Source organism: Paraburkholderia sp. UCT31, from assembly GCF_014397655.1.
Lineage (GTDB): Bacteria > Pseudomonadota > Gammaproteobacteria > Burkholderiales > Burkholderiaceae > Paraburkholderia > Paraburkholderia tuberum.
Genome location: NZ_VZQP01000076.1, coordinates 1 through 15,433, shown reverse-complemented (window position 1 = coordinate 15,433; position 15,433 = coordinate 1). Strand labels below are relative to the sequence as shown.

General features: G+C 63.3%; 11 protein-coding genes and 1 pseudogene. 3 read left to right on the top strand and 9 right to left on the bottom strand.

Going from position 1 to position 15,433, the window contains the following annotated elements:
* Positions 1 to 7 precede the first annotated feature (7 nt).
* The 7 genes from murF to coq7 form a co-directional block, all read right to left on the bottom strand.
* Positions 8 to 1,420 (bottom strand): UDP-N-acetylmuramoyl-tripeptide--D-alanyl-D-alanine ligase, encoded by a 1,413-nt coding sequence (murF, locus tag F6X40_RS37255; protein ID WP_187631314.1) that lies wholly within the window; start codon positions 1,418 to 1,420, stop codon positions 8 to 10.
* Complete coding sequence (locus F6X40_RS37250; protein WP_187631313.1) at positions 1,417 to 2,979, bottom strand: UDP-N-acetylmuramoyl-L-alanyl-D-glutamate--2,6-diaminopimelate ligase; 1,563 nt, start codon at positions 2,977 to 2,979, stop codon at positions 1,417 to 1,419. Before F6X40_RS37250 ends, murF begins: the two co-directional genes overlap by 4 nt.
* The gene (locus F6X40_RS37245) at positions 2,976 to 4,841 is read right to left on the bottom strand and encodes a peptidoglycan D,D-transpeptidase FtsI family protein (RefSeq protein ID WP_187631312.1); all 1,866 of its coding nucleotides are present in this window, start codon (positions 4,839 to 4,841) and stop codon (positions 2,976 to 2,978) included. The genes F6X40_RS37250 and F6X40_RS37245 overlap by 4 nt, the downstream gene beginning before the upstream one ends.
* Positions 4,838 to 5,188 carry a cell division protein FtsL gene (gene ftsL, locus F6X40_RS37240; RefSeq protein WP_090801975.1) on the bottom strand — a complete coding sequence of 117 codons (351 nt, stop codon included), beginning with the start codon at positions 5,186 to 5,188 and terminating at the stop codon, positions 4,838 to 4,840. Before ftsL ends, F6X40_RS37245 begins: the two co-directional genes overlap by 4 nt.
* Entirely contained in the window at positions 5,185 to 6,138 is a 954-nt protein-coding gene (rsmH, locus tag F6X40_RS37235; protein WP_184022857.1) for a 16S rRNA (cytosine(1402)-N(4))-methyltransferase RsmH, read from the bottom strand. The genes ftsL and rsmH overlap by 4 nt, the downstream gene beginning before the upstream one ends.
* A 15-nt stretch (positions 6,139 to 6,153) precedes the next feature.
* Positions 6,154 to 6,582, bottom strand: coding sequence for a division/cell wall cluster transcriptional repressor MraZ (gene mraZ / locus F6X40_RS37230; RefSeq protein ID WP_013090620.1), 429 nt, complete (start codon positions 6,580 to 6,582; stop codon positions 6,154 to 6,156).
* A 459-nt stretch (positions 6,583 to 7,041) separates the two neighbouring features.
* Positions 7,042 to 7,680 (bottom strand): 2-polyprenyl-3-methyl-6-methoxy-1,4-benzoquinone monooxygenase, encoded by a 639-nt coding sequence (gene coq7 / locus F6X40_RS37225; protein ID WP_184066930.1) that lies wholly within the window; start codon positions 7,678 to 7,680, stop codon positions 7,042 to 7,044.
* Between the two features lie 304 nt (positions 7,681 to 7,984).
* Here coq7 and F6X40_RS37220 point away from each other — a divergent pair, with 304 nt between their 5' ends.
* Positions 7,985 to 9,181, top strand: a complete 1,197-nt coding sequence (locus F6X40_RS37220; RefSeq protein ID WP_187631311.1) for a porin — start codon at positions 7,985 to 7,987, stop codon at positions 9,179 to 9,181.
* 125 nt (positions 9,182 to 9,306) lie between these two features.
* Here the strand turns inward: F6X40_RS37220 and F6X40_RS37215 are convergent, their stop codons facing one another.
* Complete coding sequence (locus tag F6X40_RS37215; protein ID WP_187631310.1) at positions 9,307 to 10,980, bottom strand: long-chain fatty acid--CoA ligase; 1,674 nt, start codon at positions 10,978 to 10,980, stop codon at positions 9,307 to 9,309.
* Between the two features lie 147 nt (positions 10,981 to 11,127).
* Positions 11,128 to 13,206 carry a molybdopterin-dependent oxidoreductase gene (locus F6X40_RS37210; RefSeq protein WP_187631309.1) on the bottom strand — a complete coding sequence of 693 codons (2,079 nt, stop codon included), beginning with the start codon at positions 13,204 to 13,206 and terminating at the stop codon, positions 11,128 to 11,130.
* A gap of 187 nt (positions 13,207 to 13,393) precedes the next feature.
* Here F6X40_RS37210 and F6X40_RS37205 point away from each other — a divergent pair, with 187 nt between their 5' ends.
* Together F6X40_RS37205 and F6X40_RS37200 are read left to right on the top strand one after the other, a co-directional pair.
* Entirely contained in the window at positions 13,394 to 14,590 is a 1,197-nt protein-coding gene (locus F6X40_RS37205; RefSeq protein WP_187631308.1) for a M20 aminoacylase family protein, read from the top strand.
* 102 nt (positions 14,591 to 14,692) lie between these two features.
* Positions 14,693 to 15,230: pseudogene (locus F6X40_RS37200) on the top strand (transposase); the annotation flags it as partial.
* Positions 15,231 to 15,433: the final 203 nt, after the last annotated feature.

Here is a 15,433-nt window from a genome sequence, read left to right as displayed (position 1 = left end):
TTCTATTTCAATGTGCAGCGGGCGTCGTGCCCGCGGCGTTGGGTTGTGGACTCGTAACGGCGTCCACCACGCGCTCCATCTGCATGAAGCGCGAGCCTTTCACGAGAAGCGTTGCGGCAGCGCCGAAGCCGGCCTGCTGCAGTTGCGCGACCAGCGCGCCGACATCGGCGACGTGGTGCGCACCCGCGCCGTATGCGGTGCAGGCGTCGCGCGAGGCGTCGCCCATCGCATACAGCGCGTCGATACCGCGCTCTTTCGCATACGCGCCGATTTCGCGGTGAAACGCCGGGCCGTTGTCGCCGACTTCGCCCATGTCGCCCATCACGAGCACACGCGGCGATTCACGTGACGCGAGCACGTCGATCGCGGCGCGCATCGAATCGGGATTCGCGTTGTAGGTGTCGTCGATCACGGTTGCGCCCGCGAGCGTGCCGAGCACGGCCTGCTTGACCTGCAGACGGCCCTTCACCGCGCCGAACGATTCGAGGCCGCGCTGGATCGCGTCGAGCGACACGCCCGCTGCCAACGCCGCCGAGGCCGCCGCGAGCGCGTTGTGCGCGTTGTGATTGCCGAGCACCTGCAGCGTGACGTCGAGATGGCCTTGCGGCGTGTCGATAGACAGACGCTTGCCGTCGAACCTGCCCTTCATCGCGGCTTCGGTCGTGCGCTCCGCGCTGTTCAACGCGAAATCGATGATGCGACTGCCGGTCGCGGCGACGCGCCAGATGCTCGCGTATGCGTCGTCGGCGGGGAATACCGCCGTGCCTTCCGGCGACAGCGCGTGAATCACGCTCGCGTGTTCGAGCGCGACCGCCTCGACGCTCGCCATGAATTCCTGGTGCTCGCGCTGCGCGTTGTTGACGACGGCAACCGTCGGCTCGGCAAGCTTCGCGAGCTGTTCAGTTTCGCCCGGATGGTTCATGCCGAGTTCGACCACGGCGAGCCGATGCGCGGCATGCAGACGGAAAAGCGTGAGCGGAAGGCCGATGTCGTTGTTGAAATTGCCCGCGGTCGCAAGACGCGCATCCGCGCCGACCGCGGCCGCGAAGATCGAGGCGATCATTTCCTTGACCGTGGTCTTGCCGTTGCTGCCCGTGACCGCGACGAGCGGCAGCTCGAACTGACGACGCCAGCCGCGCGCGAGCGCGCCGAGCGCTTCGCGCGTATCGGCGACGCGGATCGCGGGCACGCTCCAGCTATCCGGCGTGCGCGCGACGAGCACCGCCGCGACGTTGCGCTCGGCCACTTGCGGCAGGAAGTCGTGCGCGTCGAAACGGTCGCCCTTGATCGCGATGAACAGATCGCCGGGGCCAGCGCTGCGGCTGTCGGTCGACACGCGCTCGAAGCGCACGCTGTCGTCGCCGGTTACGCTCGCGCCGGGGATCTGCGCGGCGGCTGCACGTAGCGAGAACATGTTCATTCGCCACCTCCGCGTGTTTGTGTGGCGCGCGCGGCGAGCGCGAGGCGGGCGTGGTCCTGATCGGAGAAAGCGCGTTTCTTGCCCATGATTTCCTGTGTGGCTTCGTGCCCCTTGCCGGCCAGCACGATCACGTCTTCGCGCGCGGCGCCGCGGATCGCCTGCAGGATCGCGCTCGCGCGGTCCTCGATGCGGCGCGCCTTCGACGCTTCCTGCATGCCCGCGGCAATTTGCTCGATGATCGCGAGCGGATCTTCGCTGCGCGGGTTGTCGCTCGTCACGACGACGTTGTCCGCCAGCCGCTCGGCGATCGCGCCCATCAGCGGACGCTTGGTCGCATCGCGGTCGCCGCCGCAGCCGAACATGCAGACGAGTTCGCCGCCGCGCGCGGTCGCGATCGGCCGCAGTGCTTCGAGCGTTTTTTCGAGCGCGTCGGGTGTGTGCGCGTAGTCGATCACGACGAGCGGCTCGTCGTTCTGCAGACGGCCGCCCAGACGCTGCATGCGGCCGTTCACCGGTTCGAGCTTCGCGAGTTCGGCGAGCGCCGCGTCGAACGGCACGTCGGCGGCGAGCAGCACGCCGAGCACCGCGAGCAGATTGCCGACGTTGAAGAGGCCGAGCGTTTGCACTTCGACTTCGGCGTTGCCCCAGTCCGAGGTGCTCAGATGAAACGCGGTGCCGGTCGCGGTGGCACGCACGTTCGATGCAGTGAGCCACGCGTCGGCTTGCGGTGTGCCGTCAGCGTCGGCGTCGCCATGCTCGCCCTCGATGCCATACGCGATCGTGCGCACGTGACTACGCGTGCTCGCGAGCAAACGCCGGCCGGCGGCATCGTCGCGATTGATCACGGCCGCGCGCAGCTCGGGCCAGGCGAACAGACGCGCCTTGTCGGCTTCATAGGCCTCGAACGTGCCGTGATAGTCGAGATGGTCCTGCGTCAGGTTCGTGAACACCGCGATGTCGAAAGCGGTGCCGTTCACGCGCCCCTGGTGCAGCGCATGCGACGACACTTCCATCGCCACCGCCTGCGCGCCCGCGTCGCGCAATTGCGCGAGGCTGCGTTGCAATTGCGGTGCGTCGGGCGTCGTGAAGCCGGTGTGCACGAGCTGGCCGACGAGCCCAGTGCCAAGCGTGCCGACGATCGCACAGCGCGTGCCGCGCGCGGACAGCGCCGCGGCGACCCACTGGCTGCACGAGGTCTTGCCGTTCGTGCCGGTGATGCCGACCGCGAGCATCGCGTCGCTCGGATCGCGATACCACGCGCTCGCGATCGTGCCGGCGAGTTCGTTCAACGCCGGCACCGCATGTGCGGCGGCCGCGTCGAGCGTGCCGCTGAAACCTTCGGGTTGCACGAGCACGGCGGCCGCACCGCGCTTGATGGCCGCGTCGATGAATGCGCGGTTGTCCGCGCCATCGACCGCATACGCGAAGAACGCGTCGCCGGCCGCGAGCGAGCGCGTGTCGGCGTGCAGATGCGCGCCTGGCTGCACGTGCGCGTGCAGCCAGGCGAGGGCGTCGGCGATCTGCCGGTGCGCTGGATGTTGCTCGCGCAGCGCGTTCATCGCTCGACTCCTGGATGATTTTTCGGGGTGGCGGAAATGGTCATCTTCTTCACGCCGGGGCTCGTCGACAGCTTCTTCACCACGGGCGGCGTGGCCGGCGCGCCGGGCGCGGGCGGCGCCGAATCGTCGGACACGACCATCTGCTTGACGGGCATGTCGGGCGGCACGTTCAGCGCGCGCAGCGTATCCCCGGCGATGCCCGAAAACACCGGGCCCGACACCTGGCCGCCGAAGTGGCTACCGGCCGTCGGCTCGTCGACCGACACCGCAACGACGATGCGCGGATTCGGCATCGGCGCCATGCCGACGAACGAGGCGCGATATTTGGAGTGGTCGTAGCCGTGCGGACCGTGCTTGTACGCGGTACCGCTCTTGCCGCCGACGCGATAGCCGGGCACCGCCGCATCCGGCGACGTGCCTTGCGGCGACACCACGGTTTCGAGCATCGCGCGCACTTCACGCGCGGTGGTCGGCGAGAAGATCTGCGGACCGGTGGCCGGCGGGTCGCCCGGCGTGTGGAAAATCGTCACCGGCATGATTTCGCCGTCGTGCGCGATCGCGGTGTACGCGCGGCCGAGCTGGAACAGCGACACCGACAGGCCATAGCCGTACGACATCGTCGCCTGCTCGATACGGCGCCAGCTCTTCCACGGACGCAGACGGCCCGCCGCCGCGCCCGGAAAGCCGACCTTCGGTGCCTGGCCGAGACCGATGCTGGTGTACATGTTCCACATCTCTTCGGGCCGCAACTGCATCGCGATTTTGGTCGCGCCGATGTTGCTCGACTTCTGGATCACGCCGCCGACCGTCAGCACGCCGAAGCCGCTGTCGTCGGTAATCGGCGCGCCGTCGAGTACGAAGTGGCCGTTGCCCGTATCTACCAGTGTAGTCGGCGTCACCCGGTGCAGATCGAGCGCGAGCGACACCGTGAACGGCTTCATGATCGAACCCGGCTCGAACGTGTCGGTCAGGATGCGGTTGCGCAGCTGGTCGCCGGTCAGGTGCGAGCGGTCGTTCGGGTTGTAGGTCGGGTAATTGACGAGCGCGAGCACTTCGCCGGTGCGCACGTCGATCACCATCGCCGCGCCGGCCTTCGCCTTGAATTTCTCGACGGCCGCTTTCAGGTTCGTATAGGCGATGTACTGGATCTTGCTGTCGATCGACAGATCGACGTCCTTGCCGTTGTGCGGCACGACCTGTTCGTCGACGTCCTCGATGATGTGGCCCATCCGGTCCTTGATCACGCGACGGCTGCCCGACATGCCCGCGAGGAGCTTCTGGTCGCCGAGCTCGACGCCTTCCTGGCCCTCGTCCTCGACGTTCGTGAAGCCGATCAGGTGAGCGGTGATCTCGCCTTCCGGATAGAAGCGCTTGTACTCGTCGCGCGAGTAAATGCCGGGGATCTCGAGCGCCGCGACTTTTTCTGCGACGTCGACCGGCACCTGGCGCTTCACGTAGACGAAGGTCTTGTCTTCCGACAGCTTCGAGCGCAATTCCTTAGTGGTCATGCCGAGCAGTTTGCCGAGCGCGTCGAGCTTGTCGGCGCCGAGGTCGTCGGGCACCGATTCGGGAATCGCCCAGATTGCACGCACCGGCAGACTCGTGGCGAGCACGAGGCCGTTGCGGTCGAGAATCTTGCCGCGCGTGGCCGGCATGTCGATGCGGCGCTGATAGCGGATCTCGCCCTGCTTCAGATAGAACGCGTTGCCCGGCCCCTGAATCCAGAACGCGCGCGCGGCGAGCGCGACGAACGCCATGAACAGCAGAAACACGACGAGCTTCGAGCGCCACATCGGCAGGCGCACCGACAGAATCGGATTGGCCGAAAACGCAACGCTCTTGTGGGCCGACGATTTTTTCATCGCGTGGCTCCGCGACGGGTCGCGACCGGTGCCGAGGCCGGCGCGGAAGTCGGAATGGGTGCGTCGATCGCCGTCGCGGCGCCCGGGGCGAGCGTCAGGTACTGGGTGCGGCCCGTGGTGACCGACTGCATCTTCAGCGAGGCGGTGGCGAGCTGCTCGATGCGCGACGTTTTGGACAGCGCGCTCTGCTGATATTGAAGCTGCGAATAGTCCTGCTGCAGCTGACGCTCCTGCGACTGCGCGCGCTGCAGCTGGATAAAGATCTGACGCTGCTGATTGGTCGCGTTGACGACCGACAAGGCACAGCCCATCACGATGATCAGCAGGAAAATATTGAGGCGGTTCATGGCGCGATCCGCTCCGCCACGCGCATCACGGCGGAACGGGCGCGCGGGTTGCCGGCAACTTCAGCGTCGCTCGCGAATACGCGGCCGATGATCTTGAGCGGAGGGCTCGGCAGGTCGACCGCGCGGATCGGCAGACGGCGATCCACCGCCGGCGTGCTCGCGTGCGCCTGCATGAATCGCTTGACGATCCGGTCCTCGAGCGAATGAAAGCTGATGACCACCAGCCGCCCCCCTTGCTCCAACAACGACAACGCTGCTTCTAGAACGACTTGCAGCTCCGCAAGCTCTTGATTGACGTGAATCCGTATAGCCTGAAAGGTGCGGGTTGCCGGGTCCTTGCCCTTCTCACGGGTTTTGACGACGTTAGCCACGATTTGGGCAAGCTCGCCCGTGCTGACGAGAGGCCCAAGACGGTCGGACTCTGCCCGGCGAGCAACAAGCGCCTTTGCAATCTGAAAAGCAAACCGTTCTTCCCCATAATCTCGTATCACCTCCGTCAATTCCTGCACCGTGGCCCGCGCGAGCCAGTCAGCGGCGGACTCGCCGCGCGTCGGGTCCATCCGCATGTCGAGCGGGCCGTCGGCGCGGAAGCTGAAGCCCCGCTCCGGATCGTCGACTTGCGGCGACGACACGCCCAGATCCAGCAACACCCCCGACACACGCCCTACCCCGCGCTCCGCCATCGCGGCGCGCAGTGAAGCAAAACTCTCGTGGACGATGGCAAAGCGCGGATCGGCGATCTTCTGCGCCGTCGCGATCGCGAGCGGATCTTTATCGAACGCGATCAGCCGCCCTGCTTCACCGAGCCGTTCCAGCACGAGGCGGCTATGGCCGCCACGGCCGAACGTGCCGTCCACATACGTGCCGTCGGCGCGCGTGACCAGCGCATCGACCGCTTCGTTCAGCAGCACCGTGCGATGCTGCAATTCGTTTCCCATCGCAGGTGCCATATAAATAAGCCGCGATCAGAACGTGAAATCTTTCAACGCGTCGGGCATGCCCTCGGCGATCGCCGCCTGTTCCTTCGCGGCGTAGATCTGTGCATCCCACAGCTCGAAATGGCGGCCCATGCCGAGCAAGGTCACTTCTTTCTCCAGCGAGCCAGCCGCTCGCAACTCCGGCGACACGAGCACACGGCCTGCGCCGTCCATATCCACATCCATTGCATTGCCGAGAAAAATGCGTTTCCACCAGGCGGCGTTCATGGGCAGCTTGTCGACCTTGTCACGGAAGATTTCCCATTCGGGGCGCGGAAAGAGCAACAGGCAGCCGTCCGGGTGCTTGGTGATCGTCACCCGGCCCTCTGCCTGTGTTTGCAGCGCATCCCGATAACGAGAGGGAATCGACATCCGCCCTTTCGCATCGAGCGTCAGCGCCGACGCCCCTTGGAACACTTCGCTCTCCCCTATTGCGGCGCTGTTTGCGCCGCCCGCCCGGTCCGTGAAAATCTACCCGAAAGTGGTGCCGAGAACACACAAAAATACACTTTCTCACACTGTCTCCCACTTTAGAGGAACGCTAAACACGGGTCAAGGGAGCGGCGCGCTTTTCGAGCGGATTTTGTTTGCTAGAACAAGGACTTAGCGCGACTCTTTCACGTCCAGCATAAAACAGAAAACCGTTATAAATGAAAGGGCTAGTGCAACTTGTGAAGGTGATACGTGAAAAGTGCGAGGAAACAGCGCGAATTGAAAGAGATCGTCAAGGGATTCTGAAAGGGAAGAGGCGGCGTCGTCGCCCGGACCGACGACGAACGGGGCGCGCGGCGCCGTCTCGCTTGCGGAAATGCGTTCAGCGATGGCTGAGGCGATACGTGCGGTGCTCCGGTTAGCGAAGCGAAGCGGGTGAAACGCTCATATGTAATAGGCGGTGCGCGTCATCACCTTCGACATCGCACGCATCAACGCGCGTGCAGGAAACGGCAACTCGATGCCGCCCGCGTCCATCGCGGCCTTGCCGTGCTGCGCTTCATCGACGCGCATCTGTTCGACGATCGCGCGCGATTCATGGTCCGCGGCGGGGAGCTGATCGAGATGACTGTCGAGATGCTGCTCGACCTGGCGCTCCGTTTCGGCCATGAAGCCAAGACTCACGCGATCGCCGAGACGCCCCGCGGCGAGACCGATCGCGAGCGCGCCGGTGTACCACAGCGGATTGAGCAGACTCGGACGCGAGTCGAGCGCCTGGAGGCGTTTGGCGGTCCACGCCAGATGATCCTCTTCTTCCGACGCGGCGTGATCGAACATGGCGCGCAATGAAGGTGAGTCGGTGGCGAGTTTCTGCGCCTGGTAAAGCGCCTGCGCGCACACTTCGCCGACGTGGTTCACACGCATCAAACCCGCCGCATGCGCGCGCTCCGCGGGCGAGAGTTCGGGAGCTTCGGCCGTCGCCGCGGAAGCCTGCGGAAGCGGCAGCGGACGGCTCATCCGCGAGACCCCCGTCAGTGAGCGTAAACCCCGATCAAACTCGCCAATCAACTCGTCCAGCAACATAAAGCGCTCCCTGATTCGATAACCGCCGCATCGTTCCGGAAGGTCCGTGCGACAAGGCTTCGCGACGCGAAACCCGTGGCCCGACAGGCACCAATCCGCATGAAATGGGCGGTTAATTTGCGATTCTAGACCATGTTGCGTAAACGAAACAGCGACCTTCCGGAGCGACTCCTTTTTCTTTGTTCCATGTATGCCTTTTGTTACATTACGTGGCAACTTCTCGCGAAGTTGGACAGCAAGGCCCTGAGCACTAACTAAATATTTCGCCTTGTACAAAAGATTCGTATTCCTTGGAGATCATTCGATGAAAAAGTCGCTTCTCGCTCTCGCAGCACTGGGCGCATTCGCAGGCGTCGCTCATGCGCAGAGCAGCGTGACCCTGTACGGCATCGTTGACGTTGGTATCAACATGAACACCAACTCGGGCGGTAAGCATCTGTACAACATGTCCAGCGGCGTCCTGCAAGGCTCGCGTTTCGGCCTGCGTGGCACTGAAGATCTGGGCGGCGGTCTGAAGGCCCTGTTCGTTTTGGAAAACGGCTTTGACGTGACCAACGGCAAGCTCGGTCAAGGCGGCCTAATGTTCGGTCGTCAGGCTTACGTCGGTCTGTCGAGCCAGTTCGGCACGGTCACGCTGGGTCGTCAGTACGACTCCGTCGTCGACTACGTGGGTCCGTTCGAATCGGGTGATCAGTGGGGCGGCTACATCGCCGCTCACCCGGGCGATATCGACAACTTCAACAACGCGTATCGCACCAACAACACGGTCAAGTACACCAGCACCAACTACAACGGCCTGACGTTCGGCGGCACGTATAGCTTCGGCGGCGTCGCCGGTGACTTCACGCACAACCAGATCTGGTCGTTGGGTGCTGGCTATAACAACGGTCCGCTGCAATTGGGCTTGGGTTATTTGAACGCGCGTACGCCAGCAGCGTCGGGCGGTCTGTTCAACAACGGCGGCACGATCGCAACGAATACGCCGGCCGTGGGTACTACTGCAGCTAACTTCGCAGTCACGACCCCGATCTACGCAGGCTTCGCATCGGCCAACACGTACCAGGTCGTCGGCGCGGGCGGTGCATACACGTTCGGCGCGGCAACCATCGGCCTGACGTATTCGAACATCCAGTTCGGCAACCTCGGCAAGACGTTCGCGTCGCCGTTCGCTGGCCAGAAGGCAACGTTCAACAACGGCGAAATCAACTTCAAGTATCAGTTGACCCCGGCACTGCTGGTCGGCGCAGCGTATGACTACACGCGCGGCACGCAGATCGAAGGCAACTCGCGTGCTCAGTACCACCAAGGCGCGCTGGGCGTGGACTACTTCCTGTCCAAGCGTACCGACGTGTACCTGGTCGGCGTGTACCAGCACGCTTTGGGCGACACGGTCAACGCAACGGGTCAGGTGGTCGCAGCAACGGCAGGCATCAACGGCCTGACCGGTTCGTCGAGCAGCAACCAGTTCACGGCTCGTATCGGTATCCGTCACAAGTTCTAATAAGTCGTAAAAAAACGCAGTTTGTCTCAAAGGCGCCTTCGGGCGCCTTTTTTTATGCGCGGATTTTGTACGGGCAACAAAAAGCCCGGGCACTTTCGTGCGCCGGGCTTTTGTTCTTCGCTCGCTTAAGCCCTGCCGTCGCGCAACTCGCGGCGCAGGATCTTGCCGACATTGCTCTTCGGCAACTCGGTGCGGAATTCGACGACCTTCGGCCGCTTGTAGCCGGTCAGTTGCGTTTTGCAGTATGCGAAGATCTGTTCGTCGGTCAGCGACGGATCCTTTTTCACGACGAACAGCTTCACTGCCTCGCCGGAATGCTGATCCGGTACACCCACCGCCGCGACTTCGAACACACCCGGCAGCTTTGCGACGACGTCCTCGACTTCATTCGGATACACGTTGAAGCCGGACACCAGAATCATGTCCTTCTTGCGATCGACGATCTTCACAAAGCCGTCCGCGCCCATGATGCCGACGTCGCCTGATTTAAAGAAGCCGTCCGCCGTCATCACCTTGGCGGTTTCGTCGGGCCTGTTCCAGTAGCCCGCCATCACCTGCGGGCCGCGGATGCAGATCTCGCCGGACTGGCCGGGCGGCACTTCGTTGCCTTCGTCGTCGCGGATCGAGACTTCGGTCGACGGCAGTGGCAGGCCGATCGTGCCGTTGTATTCGGTGGCGGTGACGGGATTGCAGGTCACGCACGGCGACGTTTCCGACAGCCCGTAGCCCTCGACGATCGGCGTGCGCGTCAGCTCGAACCAGCGCTTCGCGACCGCCTCCTGCACCGCCATGCCGCCGCCGTTCGCGGTCAGCAGCTTCGAGAAGTCGAGCTTGTGGAAGTCGGGGCTGTTCAACATCGCGTTGTAGAGCGTGTTGACCGCGGGAATCGTCGTGATCGCATACCCCTCGAGCGACTTGATCATGCCGGGGATATCGCGCGGATTCGGAATCAGCACGCCGAGACCGCCGGTGCGGATCGTCAGCAGCCCGCACACGGTCAGCGCGAACACGTGATACAGCGGTAACGCGACGACCGTAACGAACTGATCGATATCCGTGCGGTTCGCGCGCACCGGATTGAGCCAGACCTCCGACTGCAGCACGTTCGCGATCAGGTTCCGGTGCAGCAGCGTCGCGCCCTTGGCCACGCCGGTGGTGCCGCCCGTGTATTGCAGGAACGCGATATCGTCGGGCCCCTGCTGGACCGGCTTGAACGTCAGACGTGCGCCCTCCGAGACCGTGTCGTTGAACTTGACGTGCCCAGCCAGGCTCCACGCCGGCACCATCTTCTTGACCTTGCGCACGACGAAGTTCACGAGCGGGCCTTTGATGCCCATCAGGTCGCCCATCGCCGCGACGACCACATGCTTGACCGGCGTATTGCGCACGATTGCCTGCAAGGTCCCCGCGAAATTCTCGAGCAGAATGATCGCCTCAGTGCCGCTGTCCTTCAGTTGGTGCTCGAGTTCGCGCGGCGTGTACAGCGGATTCACATTCACGACCACATAGCCCGCGCGCAGAATCGCGGCGAGCGCGACTGGATACTGCAGCACGTTCGGCATCATGATCGCGACACGCGAGCCGCGCGTGAGCCCTTTCGACTGCAGCCACGCTGCAAGATTGCGCGAAAGCTCGTCGAGTTCACCGTAGCTGATCTGCTTGCCCATGCACACGAACGCCGGCTTTGCGCGGTGTTCGCGAAAGGCTTCCTCGAGCAACTCGGCCACCGACGAATAGCGTGTCGGGTCGACCTCTGCTGGAACGCCGGGCGGATAAGATTTCAGCCAGATTTTCTCCATGCAGCGTCTCCTGAATTATTTTCGAATGGTCGTGCTAAAAACGCATCGTAGCATGGGCATATTGCGGCCAATGGGCAAAGCGATGAGGTTAGACGGCAGCCTCGAACTTGCGAGGCTGGGCGCCAGCTTCAATGTGCGGCGCGGCTTTCAGGCCCGCTCGACTTCGACGAGACAGTCGTAAAACGTCGCCGAACCGCCGAGATCGGTGAGTGCCTGGCTCGTCAACTGGTTCGCGTTGCGGCCGTCCGGCGCGAGTTTCTTCCACCAGATCGACAACCCGACGACCAGGCCTTCGCGCGCCCGGTCGGTCACGCGGGCACGCGCTCGCATCGAGCCGCGGTCGTTGAAGATGCGCACCTGATCGCCGTCGCCGATGCCGCGCGCGTGCGCGTCGGCAGGGTGGATGTCCAGATGCGGCTCGCCTTCCGTCGCGCGCAGACTCTCGATGTTCACGAAGGTGCTGTTCAGGAAGTTGCGCGCGGGCGGTGAAATCATCGCGAGCGGATAGCGGGCCGCCAGTTCGGGCGCGCCGTCGGCCGATTCGTAGGGTGGCAGGTAGTCCGGCAGCGGGTCGAGGCCCTGTTGCGCAAGGCGCTCGCTGTAGAACTCGCACTTGCCGGATGGCGTGCGAAAACCACCGTCGGCAAATGGCGCGTCAGGCAGATTGAGACGGGCCCAGCCGGTTTGCTTCAGCATCGGCCAGTCGACACCGTCCAGCGTCTTGTCGTCCCAGCGAAATGCGGCTTGCGCGACGGCTTCGTCGCTGTCGAAGAGCGCCGGTTCCGTCATGCCCATGCGGCGCGCGAGGTTGCGGAAGATCTCGGTATTCGGCCGTGCGTCGCCGAACGGCGCGATGGCGGGCAGGTTGACCATCACGTGCGTGTGACCGTACGACTTGTGCACGTCGAGATGCTCGAACTGCGTCGTGGCAGGCAACAGCAGGTCGGCGTAATCCGCGGTGTCGGTCTGGAAATGCTCGAGCACGATCGTGAACAGATCCTCGCGCGCAAAACCCGCCGCGACGCGTTCGGAGTCCGGTGCGACCGCGACCGGATTCGAGTTGTAGACCACGATCGCCTCGATCTTGGGGCCGAACGTCGCGTCGCCCGGATGCAGCAACGCGTCGCCGATCGCATTCATATTGATCACGCGGCTCGGCTTCGACGGCCAACCGGGCATCAGGTCGGGACGCTGCAACGCGTGCGAGTCGACCGGTGCCCAACCGCTCGACGACAGCAGCGCCCCGCCCGCGCGCTCACGCCATGCGCCGGTCAGCGACGGTAGACACGCGATCGCGCGCACCGCATTGCCGCCGCCACGCACCCGCTGCAGACCGTAGTTCAAGCGGATCGCGGCTTTCCGCGTGCTGGCGTAAAGTCGCGCAAGATCGGCGATTTCCTCTTCTTCGACGCTACAAATTTCACTAACCCGAGACAATGGATAGCTGAGCGCACGCACCTTCAAGTCGGCGAAGCCCAGCGTGTGCGCCGCGATGTACTCGTAGTCGAGCAGATTCTCGGTAATCAGGACGTTCATGATGCCGAGCGCGAGAGCGCCGTCTGTGCCTGGCTTCAGCGCGATGTGTTGATGGCATTTCTCCGCGGTCAGCGAGCGATACGGATCGATTGCGATCAGCCGGGCGCCGCGACGCTTGGCTTCCTGCGCGCGCGTCCAGAAATGCAGATTCGATGCGATCGGATTCGCTCCCCAGATCAGGATCACCTCGCTCTCGGCGAAAAACTCGGTGTGCATACCGATGCCGGCGCCGTATGTGTATTTGAGGCCGGCAGCGCCGGCCGCCGCGCAAATCGCGCGATCCAGCTGCGATGCGCCGAGCTTGTGGAAAAAGCGTTGCGCGATGCTATCGCCCTGCACCAAGCCCATCGTGCCCGCGTAGCTGTAGGGCAGAATCGCTTCCGGCGCGCGACGGACAATCTCGCCGAGGCGGCTTGCGGCAAGGTCGAACGCTTCGTCCCAGTTGATTGGCTCGAAACGGCCCTCGCCCTTGCGGCCGACACGCTTCATGGGCGTCGTCAATCGGTTCGGATGGTATACACGCTCCGCGTAACGACTGACCTTTGTGCACAGCACGCCCTGAGTCGGCGGATGGTCGGGATCGCCGGCGACCTTGATCGCCCGTCCATTGTCGATGGTCACGCGCATCGCGCAGGTGTCTGGGCAATCGTGCGGGCACACGGCGCGCGCGAATTCGATCGGGGCGTTCATCGGCAATGTGTCCTGGCGAGCAGTAAGCGGTCGCGCAAAGTGGAATTTTATTACGTCTATCGGCCGCCGACCTCGGTGGCGCCACCGAAAATGCCTTCGGCGTAGAATGAACTATCCGCAGTGCCCGGGCCGACGTGGTCCGCGGCGATCTCATGCTCGTCAAGCACAAACGCATAATCACTCCATCATGAAACTCATCCCCGAAATTCAGGCCGCTCGCGGCGAAATCCAGACCCTTCGACGAACCATCCATGCCCACCCGGAGCTGCGCTACGAAGAGACGGCGACTGCTGATCTCGTCGCGCGTTCGCTCGAGTCCTGGGGCATCGAGACCCACCGTGGTTTCGGCAAGACGGGCGTGGTCGGCGTATTGAAGCGAGGTAACGGCTCGCGCGCGATTGGCCTGCGAGCCGACATGGACGCGCTGCCGATCCAGGAGCTCAACAGCTTCGATCATCGGTCGACGAACGACGGCAAGATGCACGCGTGCGGGCACGACGGACATACGGCGATGCTGCTCGGTGCCGCGCACTACCTGGCCAAACATGGTGCTTTCGACGGCACGATCGTGTTCATTTTCCAGCCGGCTGAAGAAGGCGGCGCCGGCGCGAAGGCTATGATGAACGACGGCTTGTTCAACAAGTTCCCCGTGGACGCCGTGTTTGGCATTCACAACTGGCCGGGCATGCCGGCGGGCCACTTCGGCGTGACCGAAGGCCCGATCATGGCGTCGAGCAATGAATTTCGCATCGAAATCAAGGGCGTCGGCTCGCATGCAGCGCTACCGCACAATGGCCGTGATCCGGTCTTTGCGGCGGTGCAAATTGCCAACGGGCTGCAAAGCATCATCACGCGAAACAAAAAGCCGCTGGATACTGCGGTATTGTCGATAACGCAGATACATGCGGGCGATGCGGTCAATGTAGTACCGGAAGACGCATGGATCGCGGGGACCGTTCGGACCTTCACTACAGAAACGCTCGACCTGATCGAGTCACGCATGCGCAAGATCGCGCACAGTACAGCCGAAGCATACGATTGCTCCGTTCAGATCCAATTCCACCGGAACTATCCCCCGACGATCAACAGCAGCGAGGAAGCGCGTTTTGCGGCGTCGGTCATGAAAGAGATCGTTGGCGCGGAAAATGTCGATGACGCGGTTGAACCGACCATGGGTGCCGAAGATTTTTCGTTCATGCTGCTGGCGAAACCGGGTTGCTATGCGTTTTTGGGCAACGGCGATGGCGGCCACCGCGAGGCGGGCCACGGCGCGGGCCCTTGTATGCTGCACAACGCGAGTTATGACTTTAACGACGAGTTGTTGCCGGTGGGATCGACGTATTGGGTCCGACTGGCGCAGAAGTTTCTGGCGCAAGGGAAGTAGAGAGTTGATGGAGCGGCCCCCTGAATCGCCGGACACAGTTCCCCACTTAAAATAGCGGGTAGGCATACGACTGTGGTTTTGACTAACAACAAACAAGAAGTGATGGAAGTGTTGATGGGACCGGAACGCCGGCGGCGGTGGTGAGAGAGAGTTTCGAGCCGGGCAAGTCGGTCTCGATGGTTGCACGCCAGCACGGCGTGAATCCGAACCAGCCGTTTCACTGGCGCAAGCTGTATCAGGATGGCAGCCTGTCGGCTGTCAGTGCCGGCGAGGAAGTCGTACCAGCGTCGGAGCTGAGCGATGCGCTGAAGCAAATCAGGGAACTCCAGCGACTGCTCGGCAAAAAGACAATGGAGAACGAGATTCTCCGTGAGGCGGTGGAGGTGGCGAAGTCGCGAAAATGGATTGCGCGCTCACCCTCATTGCCGGGGGACGAGCAGTGAAGCAGGTCTGCGACGTTCTCGGCGTAGCGCGCTCAAACGTGGCGGCAAGGCTTGCACGTCCAGCCGACTGGCAGGATGGACGCAGCGCCAGGAAGACGGACGATGCCGGGCTGGTCGAAGAAATACGGCTGACCGTCACTGACCTGCCGAGCTATGGTTATCGCCGGGTCTGGGGTATATTGCGTCGGCAGCGGGAGAACGAGTTGAAAAGCGTTGAGGCGGGCGGAGGTGTCGCTTGCTTCAATGCTGTTTGTTAATTTTGGCCGCGTAAACGCAAAAACCCCACCGCGGCGGGTGGGGTTTCTGACTGGGGGGAGCCTGACGATTACCTACTTTCACACGGGCAATCCGCACTATCATCGGCGTGGAGTCGTTTCACGGTCCTGTTCGGGATGGGAAG